Genomic DNA, 16,625 nt, shown 5'->3' with positions numbered 1-16,625 from the left:
CTAAGCGGAGAAGAGCCCTTATTCTAATTCGTGATTTGCAAATACTTGGTTCTCCGAAACTCATTTCTGTCCAGAAATGAGTTAATACTTGCCTGTTGTTGGCTTCAAACATGTAGAATTATCAAGCTACATATTTGCTACACGAAATCTCGCTTTAATGAGGCGTGAAGACTCAAATTCAACATTGGTCTTGGGAGTAATTGAACGTGATCTTTTCTAGTTCGTCTAAATCTTTAGTTCGCGGTTCAGAGTTATGCTCTGAATTGGCCGTTTTCCTCACTGAAAATAAGAGTGGCTTTGAAAGTAAGTTGATCCCTGACCTTTCTCACATAGATCATATGGCTCACAACGTGAATGGTATTCAGATCGAAAGTGTTCTTTACATAAAGGGTATTCAGTATCAGCTCAATTATTCGTTTGATTGGGAGGTCTTCCGTGGCTGCTCTGATATGAATGAATCAGGAATCGAGCGTGGGAGAGTCTCATTTACTCTCGATGAAAATGGCTTTCTGAAAATCGACTTTCCTAACTACGATGAGCGAGATACGAGCGATGAGTTTTAGCTCAAATAGATAATTTAAGTTGATTCATTATGCATGGCACTTTAGGGTTGAGTTTTGGCGTTAGTGACGCATGATTGAGTAGCGACTTAATACGGATAGCCATTCATTCAAGCATTCGTTGGTTTAAGGGAGTTATGGAAGAGTATTTAGAACTAGACATACTGACTCTGGAGGCAATCTCGAAAGAGGCCGGGTTTCCAATCGAGAGAGAAGTTTACTTAGCGTCACGGGCTGAATCCATCGAGCAAGGGCTACTTTTCGAATATCGCAGGAAAGACCAATTAATAGGGTACACAACGCTACGGAACTTAGGTGATGGGCGATGGTTTGTGCCGATGTTCGTTGTTCATCCTAACTACCGAAGCAAGGCCGCTTTTCTTGCGTTGTTCCGTTCAATTGCCGAGACACTCAAGAACAATCAAGCAAATGTTCTGGTCAGTAATGTGTTACGCATAAACGAATTGTCAGTACAGTTTCACAAGCATCTCGGCTTTGAGATTACCCGCGAGAACCATTTAGGTTATGAATTTACCTTGGATTTGACGTCCGACGTGAAAGACAAATGGTCGAACTTTTTGAGGGTTCGTAGGTAAATGTGGTAAGCATTTACGTGCCAGCTAAGACGTTAAGAAAGGTTAAAGTTGCAATCTATTTATACGATGCAGTTTTTAATAAAGAGCTAGTCTGCGTTGTGCTTAAGTATCGAAGTGTCAATTCTAAGGAGTTAGGTGAGTGAATACGTTTGTCTGTAAAGGTTTTATCTTTGATGTCGATGCGACTCTTGTTGATACCACACAGGTTATCAATAATATTTGGCAGAAATGGGCAACACGAAATGCCATTGAGTTCTCAAAAGTATTACCCCACGTGCATGGCAGGAAAATCAGTGAAACACTTGCGCTAGTCGGCTCAAAATACTCAAACTCTGAAGAAGAAGCTGTTGTGAAAGAGATTGCAATGGAAGCTATGAATGCTGCGACCGAAATCGATGGTGCATTGGATTTTGTGTCAACTATACCTTTGCATTCATGGTCTATCGCAACCAGTGGGCCTAGGAAAGTAGCGGAAACCAGTTTGCGTGCATCTGGTTTTCAGATTCCCGCCAATATGATTTGTGCAGAAGACGTCACTAATGGGAAACCACATCCAGATCCATTTCTATTAGCTGCTCAAAACTTAGGTGTAGATGCGGGCAATTGTGTTGCGTTTGAAGACTCTCCAGCAGGGGTTAAGTCGGCTAAAGATGCAGGATGTTTTACGGTCGCCATTTTGACCAGTCATGAAAAAGAAGATTTATTATTAGCTGATCTCATCGTTGATGGTTTCTCTGATTTAACGCTTAAACAACGAAATAACCAATACGAACTGTGTTGGTAGCGCTAAAGGTGGTTTAACTAAGAAAGGTTACCACAAGGGCAATGTTTGCAAGCGTCGGGCTGAGCGATCTGATTGGATACTTTGAACAAGGCTACACAACCAAGTGTTTAATGTTAACTCTTAAGGAGCACACCAACATGAGTTATGAAAGAAAGCTTGAGAGGGCATTGCAACAACTCCAAGCCGCTAAGATTTCAAAATGGAACTACAACGCTCCTTTACATCAATGGTTACGTAAGGCTGGGATCAAGTTAAGATCACCTTACTATGTTCCATTTCTACGAAATGTAGTGGTGCGCTTTGTTGAGTTTTTCGCCTTTTTTCTTCCTTTAGCATCGCTGCTAAGCATATCGAGAGAGGGAGTGACCTTTTCAAACTTATTGTATGAATCATTCATCGCTGGTGCCTTTTATGCTGTTTTTATGAGCGCATATTATCTTTGGACGTATCGGAAGTGTGAACTGACAAGTTGGGAAGAGTTGTAAGCGAAAAGTTATTCATATGAGGTGTGATCTATCGGTGAGCGCAAAAAATAACAGTCATGAAGCTGCTCTTTTTTTGTTTGCCAGTCTACATTAATACGATTATGTCTATGAGTCTGCCGACGAAATCTTGTTGTTTGACTCGATTCACTGCTATAGCTAAATGTACTTATTCGATTCAATGGAATGCTAAAGATGAGTGACGTATGGATCCGTTAACGCAGGGCGTGTTAGGCGCTTCGTTGTCACAATCGGCGAGCAAAAAGCAGCACTTGGTGGTTGCTGGAGTTTTGGGTTTGCTCTCTGGTATGGCGCCCGATTTAGATGCGTTTATTCGATCGCAGAGTGATCCTTTGTTGGCTTTGGAGTTCCATCGACAATTTACTCATTCACTTCTGTTTATCCCCATTGGCAGCTTGATTTGCGCGTTGGTTTTACATTCATTGATCGCCAAAAGGCGTGGTCTCTCTTTTAAACAAAGTTGGTTGTATTGCGCTCTAGGTTATAGCACTCATGCTTTGTTGGATTCATGCACTACGTACGGCACTCAATTGTTCTGGCCACTCACCAACGAGCGTTACGCTTGGAACACCATTTCGATCATCGACCCTGTCTATACTCTTCCTATTTTAATCTTGCTTGTGTTTGCAACATGGAAACGAGTCCCTTGGTTGGCTCGTGTCGCGTTTCTTTGGGCTTTGATTTATCCAACTCTCGGAATGATACAAAGGGATAGGGCAGAGGCTGTAGGGTGGCAACTAGCGCAAGAGCGACAACATACGCCTATCCGGTTAGAGGCTAAGCCGAGCTTTGCGAATATCTTAGTTTGGAAAGTGGTCTACGAAACAGAGAATCGATACTATGTAGATGCTGTACGGGTTGGTACCTCCGTTAAGACATATACTGGAGAATCAATCGCTAAACTGAACGTTAGCAGAGATTTCTCATGGCTCGACCCTGATTCTCAACAAGCAAAAGATATTGAACGTTTCCGCTGGTTCTCAAATGGCTATGTGGCACAAGATCCAGCGGATGAAATGCGTATTATCGATATCCGGTATTCAATTGTACCGAACCAATTGAGAGCGCTTTGGAGCATTAAATTAGAGCCATCGGTGGATTCAGAAATGCACGTACGTTATGAAACACATAGAGACAATACCCCAGAATCCAGACAGATTTTCTTAGACATGTTGAAGGGTGATTGATGCCTTTGGGTTTTGGTCGCGCTAAAAGTGCTTAATTGGACTTCCAATATAAAGGCGAATAATGGAAATAAAAAAGTATCATCGTGACTATTTACCTGCACTAAGGCAGCTATATTTAGATTCTCGAACGGCGACGTTTACGTGGCAAGATACCACCGTATTCAAGCTGTCAGATTTTGAACGAGATACTGACGGCGAACAAATTTGGGTTGCTGTCGAAGGGAGCGAAGTCTTAGGGTTTATCTCGATCTGGGAACCTGACGGTTTTATCCACCATCTTTTTGTTAGCCCTCACAAATTACGTCATGGAGCAGGTTCAAGACTATTGAATATCAGTAAACAACATTACTCTGCATTGAGCTTAAAATGCTTGGTTGTTAATGAAAGCGCTACTGATTTCTATCACTCAAATGGTTTTGTGATTGCTTCAACTTATGATGATGGGCTAGACAGTTATCACCTAATGACGTTCTCTTCATAAGCTTCATCTAAGTAAGAGCCATTCTATTTCCTCTATTGGTTAGGTTATATGTACTAGTCAGCGGTAGGGCGGTAAATTTTGATGGCTGATTCTCAATATTTGTTAGGATTAATCGTTAAGGTTAAGCATTAGTCGATAATCGTTGTAAGTTTCGAGAGAATTATGGAACAGGTCATCAAAGAAGCCATTGAATTACGTAAAGAAGCTAAGTATCACGAATCTCGCTCTTTGCTACAGACGTTGCTAACCAACAGTCATTATGCGGCGAAAGCTCATTTACAGATTGCGTGGTCATATGATAACGAAGGTAAAGAGCTAGAAGCTATCGATCATTACCTCTTGTCTTTGTCTGGCGAGTTGTCAGTGACAGAACGCTTTGATGCTTTATTTGGTTTGGCTTCTACTTATCGAAGCTTGGGTCAATATCTAGAAGCATTGAGTTATTTCGAGAAAACTCTGAGTGAGTATCCTGATTCAATAGAAGTTCAGCCTTTTTATGCTATGTGTTTGTACAATGTAGGGCGTCATAAGGAAGCGATGTCTATATTGCTCGACCTTTTGGTGTCGACAACAAATAGCGATGCAATTAAAGAGTATCAGCGAGCTATTTTACTTTATAGCAAAGACTTAGATAGAAAGTGGTAAGCGAAATAAACGCATAACAAGGCGCGAAAGCCTCAGGAGAAACTATGACTATTGCATCAGGCATCGCTTTATTTTTTGCGATGGCTCTATCCGCGGCGATTCCAGGCCCAAGCGTGCTTGCTGTGGTGTCGAGTGCGATATCGCATGGTCGAGCTCAAGGGTTGCTCGTTGTAATGGGTGTATTGATCGCAGATTACATTTTCATTTTCTTCGCATTATCAGGTTTAACTGTGGTCGCGGGTTTGATGGGTGAGTTTGCTGTCATTATTAAATATCTGGGTATTACCTACCTTTTTTGGCTCGCTTATGTGACGTGGACTTCTGAGGTTACAAGTGTGACAAGCACTGATTCCAAAGTCCGTATGAAATCATCAAGCTTAGCTACTGGTGTTCTAATGACAATATCCAACCCTAAAGCTATTTTGTTTTATATGGGTTTCTTTCCTGCATTTGTTGATTTGAATAAGGTCACGATGGTTGATTTTGTCAGCGTGTTTGCTATTTCGACGGTATCAGTAGGGGGTGTTTTAGCCATTTATGCCTGTGCGGCAGCGAAGGCTAGCTTTGCGTTTAAAAGTCACACTGCAAGAAAGCGATTGAATAAGATTTCAGGCGGCTTCTTAGTCACTTGTGGCGCTGTACTGGCAGCAAAGAGCTAACGAATATAAACCGTAAACCCAGACGGTGGATCTAAATAGCAATATACGGTATCAAACACAACATAGCGCATCTAAGTTGATTCATTATGCTCGGTATTTATCTTTGAGTTTACCTCTAACAAGTGATGTCGATTGCTTGTAACATACAATGAACAACGACTTTGGTTGAATGCTTCGTTAGTCGCATTTAAGTGAGGTATCGTCTTTCATCAGTTTGAGGCTTTTATGCTTGAATTTAAAACCGTGGGTCTTTTCGTTTTAACGGCCATAGCAGAGATAGTGGGCTGTTATTTACCTTATCTGTGGCTTAGGCAAGATAAGAGCATATTACTTCTAATCCCTGCTGCGTTAAGTTTGGCTGCTTTTGCTTGGTTGTTAACGCTTCACCCGACAGCAACGGGCCGTGTTTATGCCGCGTATGGCGGGGTGTACATTTCAGTTGCACTGGTATGGCTTTGGCTTGTTGATGGCGAAAAGCCGACAATGTGGGATCTGGTTGGCGGATCTATTGCACTGTTTGGCATGGCGATCATCATGTTTGCCCCCAAGCATGGCTAGAAAAGTACGTTAAACCACTCTTAAGTATTTCAGGTATTGCTTTGCTTGAAATGCGCAAAATTCATCACTATCTTGGAGAGAATATGGACGTTGATTGTAAAATCGTAGCAAGTAAAGACAGCCTAAAGTACCGTGCAGTAAGGCTTGAAAGCTTGAAGTTACACCCTGAATGCTTTGGTTCAGGTTACGAAGCTCAATCGCAATTACCGACTCTGTATTTTGAGGGGCTTATTGAAAGTGATACTCAAGAAAGTGTCATGATTGGCGCTTTTGCCGGTGAGGATTTGGTTGGCTTATGTGGTTTAACGCCAGCTGACGGGAACGCTTTAGAAATTATTCAGATGTATGTCTCTGCAAGATTTAGAGGGCAAGCCATTGGGTCTAAAATGTTGGCTAAAGCTGATGCGATTTTAGAGTCACGCTCTGAAAAAGAGTTGAGACTGACTGTTTTTGCCAGCAATGTCGCAGCGATTAAGGTCTATCAAGACTTTGGCTTTGAAACTAAGACCACCGATGGAAATGAGTTGGTGATGACTTTCCAGTCATCAACCTAACGCATCAACATGGTTTATGTAGAATTCTAAGGTGTTCTATGCTTGATGCTTCTCTCGAATTGTTGATGCCATTTAACCAAATGGCGCCTTGAATATGATGTTAGAGGTTTGATTGATAAACTGATATTGTGCAGTTCGTTTTATATCTTCGCTTGGTTTATATAAATGTTTGATAATAAATACATTAAGCACCCGCACAATTGCGAAAAGTGTCAATGTTTGACTCCGCATGTTCCTATCCAAAGATCTGAAGATTCTGCATTAGAGGTTAAGCAATCTAGCTTTCATATCTTATTCGAGTATTTAACGACTTTGTTGTTTAAAGGTGATTCTCATACCGGATCATTCCACCTTGATCACGAAGAAGAATTTAAGTGTGAAAAGTGTGGTACTAGATCGTGGCATTGATGCTTACTGACGAGTTTATATTGGTGTCTAGGAAGAACGACGGTGATTGGCTGTTTTAACAATGATGTGTTTGAAGTGGTTCTGGAGTCGCCAATTTGTAGTGTGCTCCAGTCTGAAATTTATAAGTATTTGGTCATAAAATGAAAGTTATATCTCTACTATCAGCCTTGGTTCTATTCGCTGGCTGTTCTGATGCTGTTACAAATCAATACGCGACATACGCAGAAGCGCAACAGGATAGCTTGTTCGAAAGAGGGTGGTTGCCTGACATCTTGCCTGAATCGACGATTGATATTGAGGTGGTTAATAACCTCGATAATAACACCTCACATGGCGGGTTTTTAATTGAGAAGTCGGGCCTTCAAGCCTTCTTGCAACAAGTGAAGCAGACTGACTCAGACAATCAATATCGTTTCGTTGAAGGTGATAATGTTTGGACTTTCACCGTTAACAATGATGGTTTGGTGACTTATACGTTGGGTGATTTTTAAGTTCGATGACTTATAACTATTTGATCTAGAATTAGATAATCTATAGAGTGAGTCGCGCTAGCTAAGGCCAGAACAAATGGCTGGCGGAACGCAACGAACTGTTAAATGGCTAAACATGCGTGATTAAATCATGATGTTTAGCCATTTTTTATTGCATCAGATAAGGATCAATCGGGATTTCACCAATGAATTGGGACCCGACGAAAACCTATCGAATTAACAGTAACGGAACACGACTGTTCGACAGAACTTTGGTGGTATTACTTCCTACAAAAAACTGTCTCAGTTGAGAATGCCCGTAAGCGCCCATCACCATCATGCCAATCCCATGCTGCTGTTGGTAATCGATAAGTGCTTTATCGACTGCACCGGTTAGTGATGCTGCTGTTACTCTGATCCCTGATTCTTCAAGTTGGATTCTTGCTTTATCGAACGCGGCGTCTTTATTTCCACCATCATCGATCATCACCAAGTGGCAATCTAATCCTTTTAGCAAAGGTGTTTGAATTGCCTTGTCGATTAACTTCTCGCTAATGGCGCTGCCATCAAATGCAATCAGGTATGAATCTGGAAGCTTGAAGCCTTCACATACAACGAGTATATGAGCTTTAATTGAACGAATGACGGTTTCAAGTTGCGAGCCGACCGAGTGAGAATCTCCTGATCTGCCAATAACCAACACACGCAATTCTTCTTCAAGATCCAAGAGTCCTTCTAGCAAACTGCCGTGACGCTGCAATTTACGCACGTCTTTCACGCCTTGGCTTAACGCCCATTTTTGAGCTTCTTCCAGTAACGTATTACCGTGTTTTAGCATGATTTTACTGCGCGCTTCGTCCAGTTCAGCCAGCTCTTCAAGCAACTCTTCTTGGCTCCCTAAACCGATTTGGCCAGAGAATTCACTCACCACCGGTTGAGTGGAATGATCCAAAGCGTGGAATAGAACCAACGGAGCATCCACTTTGTTTGCAACCCAAGCACTGGCTTCGCAGGTGGAAGTTGTAGAGTTAGCGCCATCAATACAAGCGATTATGTTTTTCATGTGTTTTCCTTAATGTCCGGCCAATAGCTTTTCAACTTCTTCGGGTTTATCGTGCACGCCAAATTTGTCGACAATGGTACGCGTGGCTTGGTTCATTCCTATCAAGTCCACATGTGTCCCTTCGCGGCGAAACTTAACGACCACTTTGTCTAATGCTGAAACGGAGGTGACGTCCCAAAAGTGTGCTGCCGATAAATCTATCGTCACAGATTCAATCACTTCTTTAAAATCGAATGACTCAATAAACTTATCGGATGAAACAAAGAAGACCTGTCCGATAACGGTATATTTACGGCTGTTTTGCTCGGTGCTGTCATTTTTGATGACCATCATTCGACTGATCTTGTTAGCGAAGAACAGTGACGCAAGCAGTACGCCCACAAGTACGCCAATGGCTAAATTGTGGGTAGCGACAACAATAATGACCGTAGCAAGCATCACAATGTTAGTCGATAAAGGGTGCTTCTTTAGGTCTCGAATAGAGCCCCAAGAGAAGGTCCCGATCGCGACCATGATCATCACAGCCACTAATGCTGCCATTGGGATCTGCTTTAGCCATGGGCCAAGAAAAACGACCATAATCAGCAAGAATACACCGGCTGATAGTGTCGACAATCGTCCGCGACCACCTGATTTAATATTGATCATCGATTGCCCGATCATCGCACACCCCGCCATACCGCCTAAAAAGCCAGTAAAGATGTTGGCAATGCCTTGCCCTTTACACTCTCGGTTCTTATCACTGCTGGTGTCGGTAAGGTCGTCAACAATCGTCGCTGTCATCATTGATTCCAATAAACCTACTACAGAAAGTCCAACGGCATAGGGGAAAATGATCGACAAGGTTTCTAAGTTGAGAGGTACATCAGGCCATAGGAAGATAGGCAACGTATCAGGTAAGTTCCCCATGTCGCCGACAGTGCGAATATCAATATCGAACCACATTGCGATCGCAGTGAGAATGATGATACACACCAAAGGTGAAGGGATTAACTTGCCAATAACAGGTAGGTAAGGGAACAGGTAAATGATGCCTAGGCCGCCGGCGGTCATCGCATAAACATGCCAAGTTACGTTGGTGAGCTCAGGCAGTTGAGCCAGGAAGATTAAGATGGCGAGGGCATTTACAAAGCCAGTCACAACAGAGCGCGAGACAAACCGCATAAGGCTACCAAGCTTCAAATATCCAGCCAAAATTTGCAGGACACCAGTCAGCACGGTTACAGCCAATAAATATTCTAGGCCATGTTCTTTGACTAAGGTGACCATTAATAATGCCATGGCACCAGTGGCCGCAGAAACCATCCCCGAGCGCCCTCCGGTGAAAGCAATCACAACAGAAATACTGAAAGAGGCATACAAGCCAACTTTAGGGTCAACGCCAGCGATGATAGAAAAGGCGATGGCTTCAGGAATTAAAGCAAGTGCAACAACGAGACCAGCAAGTAGGTCTCCACGGATGTTCGACATCCAATCAAGTTTGATATTTTGGTACATTGAATTCTCAATTTGGGCACGGCAAAACGCACCAGAAATGGATCTGGGGTGCGGATGAGTGCTTCTTTGATAAAATTTTGGCGCGAAAAAGCAGCCTAAGATAGGCGGATAATTAACAAGCGCAAAGAGTGAGCATGATACTAAAGACTAGTACTGAGCTTCGGTTAGCAGTGAGAGCTATAGGGGGGATGGAACGTTTAAGGCGGCGTAATTAACACAGGTATTAATATCCTCTTGTTGTATTTTAAAAAAGGCAACTATACGCCGATGTGACTATTTATCAATCGCTGGTGGCATAGCTGTTGAGTGCGTCAGTGCAAACTTACATTGCACTTTTAGGTGTCTTGGCTTTTCGTCAGGTGATTAACGAGTGCCCTGACTATTCAAAGAGTGAGCGTATACGGAGTAAGAAAATACGAAGTGAGTAAATTCGTATCGCTCATATGACGGGCAAAAAAAGAGCAGCGAAAGTGCTGCTCTTTAGGATGATTATAGGTAACGGCTTCTCAAGTGATCTTTGAAATACTGAGCCGCGTACATCGCACCTAATGTGTACGATGGGAAGTAACCGAATGCGCCGTCTGTCCAGTGGATGTCTTGCATACAGCCATTAGTGAAATTGCCTTGAGTGCTTAAACCAAGGTATGACTGCATCTTGGTGTTCCACAATTCTGGGACATCGGTGTGTTTGATGTTGCCGTTGATCAGGTCACGTTCAATTTCGTAACGTAAGATAACGTGTGCAGGGTAGGTCAGCTCGTCGGCATCAACACGGATGAAGTCTTTCTTCACGCGAGTGTAGATCTTCTGGAAGTTCTTTTGCTCAAACTCTGAGCCAGAGAACTGCTTGCCAGCTAGGTTTGCTAAGTGCCCGATGAACGGGTCGCTGCGGCCAACTTGCATCTCGAAGAACAAAGATTGAGATTCATGGATGCCCATAGAGCGAGCTTCACCTGCTGGTTGGCCTGCTAGATGTTGTGGTAAGCCTTGCTCATAACGCGCGTGTCCAGTTTCGTGGACGATGCCCATCAATGATTGAACGAATTCAGCTTCGTCGTAGCGAGTCGTAATACGCACATCTGAAGGTACGCCACCACAGAATGGGTGAACACTTTCATCTAATCGGCCGTGTTCAAAATCGAACTGAAGCAGCTTCATGACTTCTAAGCCAAGTGTTTTCTGTTTTTCAGTTGAGTAGATACCTGATGGCGCGCTAAATTGCTCGCTCGATTGCTCGCTCGATTGCTTTTCGATCACTTCGTCAATCAGGCTTGGTAGCCATGTCTTAACGTCGGCAAACAAGACATCAAGTGAAGCAGAGCTTGTGCCCGGTTCATAGATATCAAGCATGGCATCATATGGTGTCAAGTTTGCCGCATCGGCGCGGATCTGCGCTTCTTCACGAGATAGCTCAACCACTTCACGCCAGTTCTTTTCAAAACCAACCCAGTCGTTGTTACCACGTTGGCTGCGCCATGCATGTTCACACTTTGAGCCTGCTAGAGATTTAGCTTCAACCAGCTTTTCAGGAAGTAGGTTGGCTTGTTGCCATTGGCGTTTAATTTCACGCAGAGACGATTGTTGCTCGCTATTTAGCACTTCGTTTTCAGCGTCTGATATCCAATCGCCAAGCTGTGGCTGAGTCATTAAGCCGTGAATATGAACAGAGAGTTCGGCCATGGCTTCGCTACGTGCTTGGTTACCACCTGCAGGCATCATTGAAGCTTGGTCCCAGCCACAAATAGAGGCTAGGTGTTGAAAGCGTGAACATTTTTGAGAGTGTTCGACTAGTTTTTTGAATGCGCTCATTTGACTACTCTTAATTTGGTTTCTTTAAATGATCCTTAAGATCGCGTCAGCTTTAAGGCTCATCTCTCATGTACTTTGATTATGGCTCTGCTTTTTAATGACGCTGTACTTCGTAGTCGAAGATATAGCGATAAAAGCCGGAGGCGGTACGATGCCTTGAATTTACTATTTCTTAACAAATTAAACTGTTCCATTGTGCACAAAATCAGTGACTTGTATAGCAGATGGCAATTGTTGCTTGCGAATTGTTCAGATACACGGTATTGATGATAGATCGCTGAACAAGAATGACAATGATATGGATATTTTGAACTTTGAGGCATTTCTAATTGCCATCACTATTTTAACGCTAACGCCGGGTTTAGATACGGCATTGGTGATTCGCAATACTAGCCGCTCCGGCTTAGCTGACGGTGTGATGACCAGCTTAGGTATTTGTGGCGGCCTTTATGTGCATGCTTTTTTCTCTGCCGTGGGGATCTCTGCGATTCTTGCTCAATCAGCTGAACTCTTTCAAGCGGTGAAAATGGTGGGTGCGGTTTATCTGATTTGGCTTGGCTTAAGCAGTTTACGCGCTTTGATGAAAAATGGCGGCGGGATGCAGGTCGGGGATCAAGCTAAGCAAGCATACAGTGCTAAGCGTTCTCTACGTGAAGGTTTCCTATCTAATGTACTGAACCCGAAAACGGCGGTTTTCTATTTGGCCTTTCTGCCGCAATTCGTAAACCCTGAAGGTTCACCGTTATTGCAATCTATGTTGATGGCTTCAGTGCACTTTATGATTGCTATGGTATGGCAATGTAGTTTGGCTGGGGCTCTGAACTCCGCTAAAAACTTGCTTAAGAACGCGAGTTTTATGAAGTGGATGGAAGGTGTGACTGGCATGGTATTAGTTGGGCTTGGCGTTAAGCTTCTGATGGAAGAGCCTGCGTAGTTTTCCTTTTCTGTTGCAGATAAACAGATAAACAGATAAACAGATAAACAGATAAACAGATAAACAGATAAATAGATAAATAAATAGATGAAAGCCCACGACGTATCGTGGGCTTTTTCGTTATAGGCAATCGGAGTGTTAGATGTGAGCCAATGTATTATTCAACAACGCTAATGTTCATCTCAGCGCCTTCGAAACCTAAGTCACTCAACTCATCTGCATTAAAGTTGGTGGTAACTTCGATATCGCCAATGCGCTCAGTGGTTTCGTTGACTGAATCAACACTTCTTTTACTACGAACACTGTTGGTAATTGGTGTTGCTTGGCCAATTTCAATGGTGCCTGCAAATTGAGATTCAGCGTTAAAATCGCCAGATACGTAAGAGTGGAATGGGCGTAAGCTTCCTCCAGTCGCGTATAGCATGCTTGATAAACCGGCTTCTTTGATAGCCCAACCCCAGTCCCACCATTTCGCTTCTCCTGGGATGTATCGGTGATCCCATTGGTAACGAATATCGGCTGATTCATTGCTACTGCGGCCCATAGTGAAGGTGTGAGCTTTGTAAGGGCGGTTGTCTGGGTGGGTGTGCCATGCGTTACCACTCCAACGAAGGAAGCCGTTAAATTCAACATCGTAACTGATGTCAGCGTTGAATCGGTAAGGATAAGAGATGGTTGAACGATACAACTCAACTCGAATCGGCAGCTCTGAATTCGCTGGAACCATAGGACGAGCTTGAAGTGTGACTTGCTCGCTAGTGGAGTTTCCGTTGGTTTCAGCAAAGCTCTGGTTCGCTTCTAACTTAATGGTTAGCTTAGTCTCGCCAACCAAAGGCCATTTGAATGTATTCTCTGTTTGAACACTTTCAGAGAACCCATAGCTATTCGTTTTCGACCAGTTTGTAGACTCATCGACCTTGAGATCGACAACGACCTGTTGTGCGATGTTACTTCTGTTTCTTGCCGTTGCATAAACGGTCTTAACCAGTTCACGATCGGACTCGACGACATCGCCGTGCCAAAAGTTATTGTCGTTAACGGTGTAGGTGAAGTTGTCGACGGTGATCTTAGTCTTTTCGTTACAGCGATAACCATCACAAGAACCACTGTTGTTGCCTTGTATTACCCAAGAGTTACCTGAGCGGTTAATCGTCATGTCTTCACCAACATACTGACTGTTGTTACCGCCAACCCATGCATAACCTAAGTTATGAGCTAGGTAGCTAAGAGGGCGTACAAAATCATTGCGGTTGTTCACCAAGTCATATTCAACGTCGATCTCGCTGCCTTCTGTGACGGCTTTAGCAGAGTAGTTTGGAATTTCAGATTGGTCATTGTTTGGATAGCAGAACGTTGACCCGCTGCTCGATTGTTTAATTTCGCCATGATAACCAGGCCCCATGATCACCCAGTTTCCTTTCAGCCCAGTGATCTGCCAAGTGCCCATACGAGCGACCAAAGCACTCTTTTGTTCTTCCGCCTCATAACGGTCTAAAGGGCGATAACCAGAGCGACATACATCTTCACCAAGTTGGTCAAACACTATTTGGTCTGGATAAACCTTTGCGTTTACACCGGTAGATAGAACAGACAACACTGCGGTTGCTAAGAGACTTCTGTTTATATTAATCATTAACAATTCCCTCGTTTGTAATTTTTCTATTTTGATAATGTTTTGTGCGCCGTGCAGTTAACAAGACCAATTCACTTTTTCATGTTGATAAATAGATAGATACTGAAAAGGGTTGAATTAAATTACCTCATAAATTCAATAGTTTGTATTACTAGAAGTGTTTTTATGATGAAATTGTATGCAACTGAAAATGAATTTTTTGATGGGGATCAAACCGTTTTTAGAAAAATGAGACGTTATTATCGCGACTTTAACGTCAAATTATTTTGACGTTGTTTAATCGCGTGTGAGGTGAATGATTAAGTACAATAAGAGGCATATTATTCACATCGCCTACAGCTTTAACTTGATATGTGAATTAACAATAAAGATATAAATTTAGCTTAGGTTTTTAAATGTAATCAGTTGTTTTAAACATCCGATTAATCGAATGTTTAAAAGTGAGGGATGCTTATTGATATAGTCATAAAAATAACCATCCGTTTTTTATGTGTAATATTCAGGATGGCGTTAATTAAACGTCGATAAATTCATTTGGTGGCCAAACAACAATAAATTATCGTTTAGCCAGTAGTTGTGTTCGGCCAGTATTACACGTTCGAATAATGGCAAATAAATCATTTGAACTTAAGACATCAACCTTCAACGTTAATGGATCATTGTTGATGAGTAGGTAGGGTGACAATAAGCTGTCATTCATTGTTTTATTTATTTTTTGTACTGAGACTAAATCAATGGTGCCAGATATTGAAAAGAACAGTGATTGAGAAGGGCCTGCCTCACCTCTAAACCGTAGAACAATCGGGTCTGGCATGTTGTCATCTTGAACCGACATCAGGTGCAGAACCTTGTTGTTACTTATTTTGGTGAGCCCATCGGTACGTAACACATTTCCATCGAGTATGAGGTCTACCACGCTATGTTGGTAACGGTGCTCTTCTTGCGGTGGAGAGTTAGGAATACTCCATATACCAACCAATAGAGCTAACGCAGAAAATAGAGCAACAAATGGCATCATAATTGGCCTCTCTCTAGGAATAACGCTATCTCGCTACTCGCACGATCTAACTGCGTGGGTGTGTAAAAGATATTGACGGACTGACGCGTTTCTTTATTGAGTATTGAAAGCTCAGAGTAGTCTTGCTCTTCGCTAATGTATGCCACGCAATCACATTGATATTTATAGAGAATGGCTTCTAGTTCAGGACTCATAGCCATTTCAGACTCTTGGAACACTTGCACCTGACCAACCCACTGTTCATTGAGTCGGTTGACTGAATTGATACCACCAAGGCTTCTATCGTGCACCTTAGCAAAAGCCAATAGTGCCGAGGCAAATAGCAAACAACCGGTTGTGAAGTAACACAGTCTGTTTCTGTGTGATCTGATTTTCTGGTGAGCAGGCGAAGTTGGTTTAGGTATAGGTTCATGGCTACTTGCAATAGAGGCCGCAATACCGCTGTTATCGAGTGGAACTTGATCGCTCACTGGAGTCAGCGGGATAGTGGCACTGCTTTGTAGTTGCGACTCGATAAAGACGCAATCATCGATAAGGCGGTAACCAACCTTGGGTACCGTCACGATTGGCGTCTCTTTGATGCCGAGCTTAACGAATCCTTGGCGGAGTAAACTGATGCATTTCGCAAGTGATGTATCACCAATGAATTCGCTTCCCCATGCGAAACTAATGATCTCTTGCTTGTTCACAATCTCAGGTGAGTTTTTAAGTAATAACTCTAAAACGCGAGTTTCACGATATCCTATTTTAATAGAACGTTCGTCGTTATAAATACGGTTTTTAATTGGGTCGAATCTGATCATATAGCCAACGTTTTATTTTTATTATAATTCTCTCAACAATGTAGATGACTATAAACTGACTATTATATGAATTAAAGTCACATGTTTTATTCTGGTGTTTTTTTGTGTGGTTGAAACAAAATGCTATTTACTCGTTTATGACAAAAATACGGACATTTATACATAATCTGTTAAATATAAGTAATATCTAATTAAGGTGTTGGTTTTATTAGTGGCATTTTTATTAACGTTCTATCAGGTGTTTTAATTCGCACAGCGGCCTAATTAATATCCTTTTATATGTAAGGGTATAAGTGTTCGTCATGATTTTTTCAGTTTAACGTTTGAATAAATATAAAAAAGCCCACATTTTAATGCGGGCTGTATTCAATCAATTCAGCTTATGCTTTAACGGCTTCACAATCACTTGAAGAAGAGTTTTGTTTCTTCGATGACGACTCGACGTGGCTTTGTTGCGTAATTC

The 16,625-nt window shown here is 42.5% G+C and carries 18 protein-coding genes and 1 pseudogene; 13 read left to right on the top strand and 6 right to left on the bottom strand.

Annotation, left to right across the window (positions count from 1 at the left end):
- The first annotated feature begins 206 nt into the window (after window positions 1-206).
- The 12 genes from BCT49_RS05585 (at window position 207) to BCT49_RS05530 (ending at window position 7,426) form a co-directional block, all read left to right on the top strand.
- Complete coding sequence (locus BCT49_RS05585; protein ID WP_102434472.1) at window positions 207-563, top strand: hypothetical protein; 357 nt, start codon at window positions 207-209, stop codon at window positions 561-563.
- A gap of 134 nt (window positions 564-697) precedes the next feature.
- Window positions 698-1,156 (top strand): GNAT family N-acetyltransferase, encoded by a 459-nt coding sequence (locus BCT49_RS05580; protein ID WP_102434471.1) that lies wholly within the window; start codon window positions 698-700, stop codon window positions 1,154-1,156.
- 139 nt (window positions 1,157-1,295) lie between these two features.
- A complete protein-coding gene (locus BCT49_RS05575) occupies window positions 1,296-1,940 on the top strand; it encodes an HAD-IA family hydrolase (RefSeq protein WP_102434470.1) in 645 nt (214 codons plus the stop codon).
- A 137-nt stretch (window positions 1,941-2,077) separates the two neighbouring features.
- Complete coding sequence (locus tag BCT49_RS05570) at window positions 2,078-2,425, top strand: DUF6404 family protein (protein ID WP_102434473.1); 348 nt, start codon at window positions 2,078-2,080, stop codon at window positions 2,423-2,425.
- A 203-nt stretch (window positions 2,426-2,628) separates the two neighbouring features.
- Window positions 2,629-3,630, top strand: a complete 1,002-nt coding sequence (locus BCT49_RS05565) for a metal-dependent hydrolase (RefSeq protein WP_102434469.1) — start codon at window positions 2,629-2,631, stop codon at window positions 3,628-3,630.
- 61 nt (window positions 3,631-3,691) lie between these two features.
- Window positions 3,692-4,111: a GNAT family N-acetyltransferase gene (locus BCT49_RS05560; protein ID WP_102434468.1), complete on the top strand. Its 420-nt coding sequence runs from the start codon at window positions 3,692-3,694 to the stop codon at window positions 4,109-4,111.
- A 162-nt stretch (window positions 4,112-4,273) separates the two neighbouring features.
- The gene (locus BCT49_RS05555; protein ID WP_102434467.1) at window positions 4,274-4,756 is read left to right on the top strand and encodes a tetratricopeptide repeat protein; all 483 of its coding nucleotides are present in this window, start codon (window positions 4,274-4,276) and stop codon (window positions 4,754-4,756) included.
- A 44-nt stretch (window positions 4,757-4,800) separates the two neighbouring features.
- Window positions 4,801-5,415 (top strand): LysE family translocator, encoded by a 615-nt coding sequence (locus BCT49_RS05550; protein WP_102434466.1) that lies wholly within the window; start codon window positions 4,801-4,803, stop codon window positions 5,413-5,415.
- A gap of 225 nt (window positions 5,416-5,640) precedes the next feature.
- Window positions 5,641-5,973 carry a YnfA family protein gene (locus BCT49_RS05545; RefSeq protein WP_102308374.1) on the top strand — a complete coding sequence of 111 codons (333 nt, stop codon included), beginning with the start codon at window positions 5,641-5,643 and terminating at the stop codon, window positions 5,971-5,973.
- Between the two features lie 83 nt (window positions 5,974-6,056).
- Window positions 6,057-6,527: a GNAT family N-acetyltransferase gene (locus tag BCT49_RS05540; RefSeq protein WP_102434465.1), complete on the top strand. Its 471-nt coding sequence runs from the start codon at window positions 6,057-6,059 to the stop codon at window positions 6,525-6,527.
- A 165-nt stretch (window positions 6,528-6,692) separates the two neighbouring features.
- Entirely contained in the window at window positions 6,693-6,935 is a 243-nt protein-coding gene (locus BCT49_RS26100; RefSeq protein WP_102434464.1) for a hypothetical protein, read from the top strand.
- Window positions 6,936-7,075: 140 nt separating this feature from the next.
- On the top strand, window positions 7,076-7,426 hold the full coding sequence (locus tag BCT49_RS05530; RefSeq protein ID WP_102434463.1) for a hypothetical protein: 351 nt from the start codon (window positions 7,076-7,078) through the stop codon (window positions 7,424-7,426).
- A gap of 208 nt (window positions 7,427-7,634) precedes the next feature.
- Here BCT49_RS05530 and BCT49_RS05525 read toward each other — a convergent pair whose 3' ends face one another.
- From BCT49_RS05525 to BCT49_RS05515, 3 genes and pseudogenes are all read right to left on the bottom strand, one after another.
- Window positions 7,635-8,468 (bottom strand): universal stress protein, encoded by an 834-nt coding sequence (locus BCT49_RS05525; protein WP_102434462.1) that lies wholly within the window; start codon window positions 8,466-8,468, stop codon window positions 7,635-7,637.
- A gap of 9 nt (window positions 8,469-8,477) precedes the next feature.
- Complete coding sequence (locus BCT49_RS05520) at window positions 8,478-9,965, bottom strand: SulP family inorganic anion transporter (RefSeq protein WP_102434461.1); 1,488 nt, start codon at window positions 9,963-9,965, stop codon at window positions 8,478-8,480.
- Window positions 9,966-10,487: 522 nt separating this feature from the next.
- Window positions 10,488-11,774, bottom strand: a pseudogene (locus BCT49_RS05515) (carboxypeptidase M32); the annotation flags it as partial.
- 298 nt (window positions 11,775-12,072) lie between these two features.
- On the opposite strand from BCT49_RS05515, the gene BCT49_RS05510 reads away from it, so the two are divergent.
- The gene (locus BCT49_RS05510) at window positions 12,073-12,708 is read left to right on the top strand and encodes a LysE family translocator (RefSeq protein WP_102434460.1); all 636 of its coding nucleotides are present in this window, start codon (window positions 12,073-12,075) and stop codon (window positions 12,706-12,708) included.
- Between the two features lie 157 nt (window positions 12,709-12,865).
- Here the strand turns inward: BCT49_RS05510 and BCT49_RS05505 are convergent, their stop codons facing one another.
- The 3 genes from BCT49_RS05505 to BCT49_RS05495 all read right to left on the bottom strand — a co-directional run bounded on the left by BCT49_RS05505 (window position 12,866) and on the right by BCT49_RS05495 (window position 16,162).
- On the bottom strand, window positions 12,866-14,341 hold the full coding sequence (locus BCT49_RS05505; protein ID WP_102434459.1) for an aerolysin family beta-barrel pore-forming toxin: 1,476 nt from the start codon (window positions 14,339-14,341) through the stop codon (window positions 12,866-12,868).
- Window positions 14,342-14,897: 556 nt separating this feature from the next.
- A complete protein-coding gene (locus tag BCT49_RS05500) occupies window positions 14,898-15,359 on the bottom strand; it encodes a hypothetical protein (protein ID WP_102277954.1) in 462 nt (153 codons plus the stop codon).
- Window positions 15,356-16,162 (bottom strand): winged helix-turn-helix domain-containing protein, encoded by an 807-nt coding sequence (locus tag BCT49_RS05495; RefSeq protein ID WP_102434458.1) that lies wholly within the window; start codon window positions 16,160-16,162, stop codon window positions 15,356-15,358. The genes BCT49_RS05500 and BCT49_RS05495 overlap by 4 nt, the downstream gene beginning before the upstream one ends.
- Between the last annotated feature and the right edge of the window lie 463 nt (window positions 16,163-16,625).

It is taken from the genome of Vibrio lentus (assembly GCF_002875945.1).
GTDB classification, from domain to species: Bacteria; Pseudomonadota; Gammaproteobacteria; order Enterobacterales; family Vibrionaceae; genus Vibrio; species Vibrio apostichopi.
Note: the sequence above shows the minus strand (reverse complement) of the source record. Positions and strands in the feature narration are given on the sequence as shown.

Bases quoted from the DNA above. Each gene is read 5' to 3' on its own strand.
- BCT49_RS05580 (WP_102434471.1), top strand. From the start codon at position 698: ATGGAAGAGTATTTAGAACTAGACATACTGACTCTGGAGGCAATCTCG.
- BCT49_RS05570 (WP_102434473.1), top strand. From the start codon at position 2,078: ATGAGTTATGAAAGAAAGCTTGAGAGGGCATTGCAACAACTCCAAGCC.
- BCT49_RS05565 (WP_102434469.1), top strand. From the start codon at position 2,629: ATGGATCCGTTAACGCAGGGCGTGTTAGGCGCTTCGTTGTCACAATCG.
- BCT49_RS05560 (WP_102434468.1), top strand. From the start codon at position 3,692: ATGGAAATAAAAAAGTATCATCGTGACTATTTACCTGCACTAAGGCAG.
- BCT49_RS05555 (WP_102434467.1), top strand. From the start codon at position 4,274: ATGGAACAGGTCATCAAAGAAGCCATTGAATTACGTAAAGAAGCTAAG.
- BCT49_RS05550 (WP_102434466.1), top strand. From the start codon at position 4,801: ATGACTATTGCATCAGGCATCGCTTTATTTTTTGCGATGGCTCTATCC.
- BCT49_RS05545 (WP_102308374.1), top strand. From the start codon at position 5,641: ATGCTTGAATTTAAAACCGTGGGTCTTTTCGTTTTAACGGCCATAGCA.
- BCT49_RS05540 (WP_102434465.1), top strand. From the start codon at position 6,057: ATGGACGTTGATTGTAAAATCGTAGCAAGTAAAGACAGCCTAAAGTAC.
- BCT49_RS26100 (WP_102434464.1), top strand. From the start codon at position 6,693: ATGTTTGATAATAAATACATTAAGCACCCGCACAATTGCGAAAAGTGT.
- BCT49_RS05530 (WP_102434463.1), top strand. From the start codon at position 7,076: ATGAAAGTTATATCTCTACTATCAGCCTTGGTTCTATTCGCTGGCTGT.
- BCT49_RS05525 (WP_102434462.1), bottom strand. From the start codon at position 8,468: ATGAAAAACATAATCGCTTGTATTGATGGCGCTAACTCTACAACTTCC.
- BCT49_RS05520 (WP_102434461.1), bottom strand. From the start codon at position 9,965: ATGTACCAAAATATCAAACTTGATTGGATGTCGAACATCCGTGGAGAC.
- BCT49_RS05510 (WP_102434460.1), top strand. From the start codon at position 12,073: ATGGATATTTTGAACTTTGAGGCATTTCTAATTGCCATCACTATTTTA.
- BCT49_RS05505 (WP_102434459.1), bottom strand. From the start codon at position 14,341: ATGATTAATATAAACAGAAGTCTCTTAGCAACCGCAGTGTTGTCTGTT.
- BCT49_RS05500 (WP_102277954.1), bottom strand. From the start codon at position 15,359: ATGATGCCATTTGTTGCTCTATTTTCTGCGTTAGCTCTATTGGTTGGT.
- BCT49_RS05495 (WP_102434458.1), bottom strand. From the start codon at position 16,162: ATGATCAGATTCGACCCAATTAAAAACCGTATTTATAACGACGAACGT.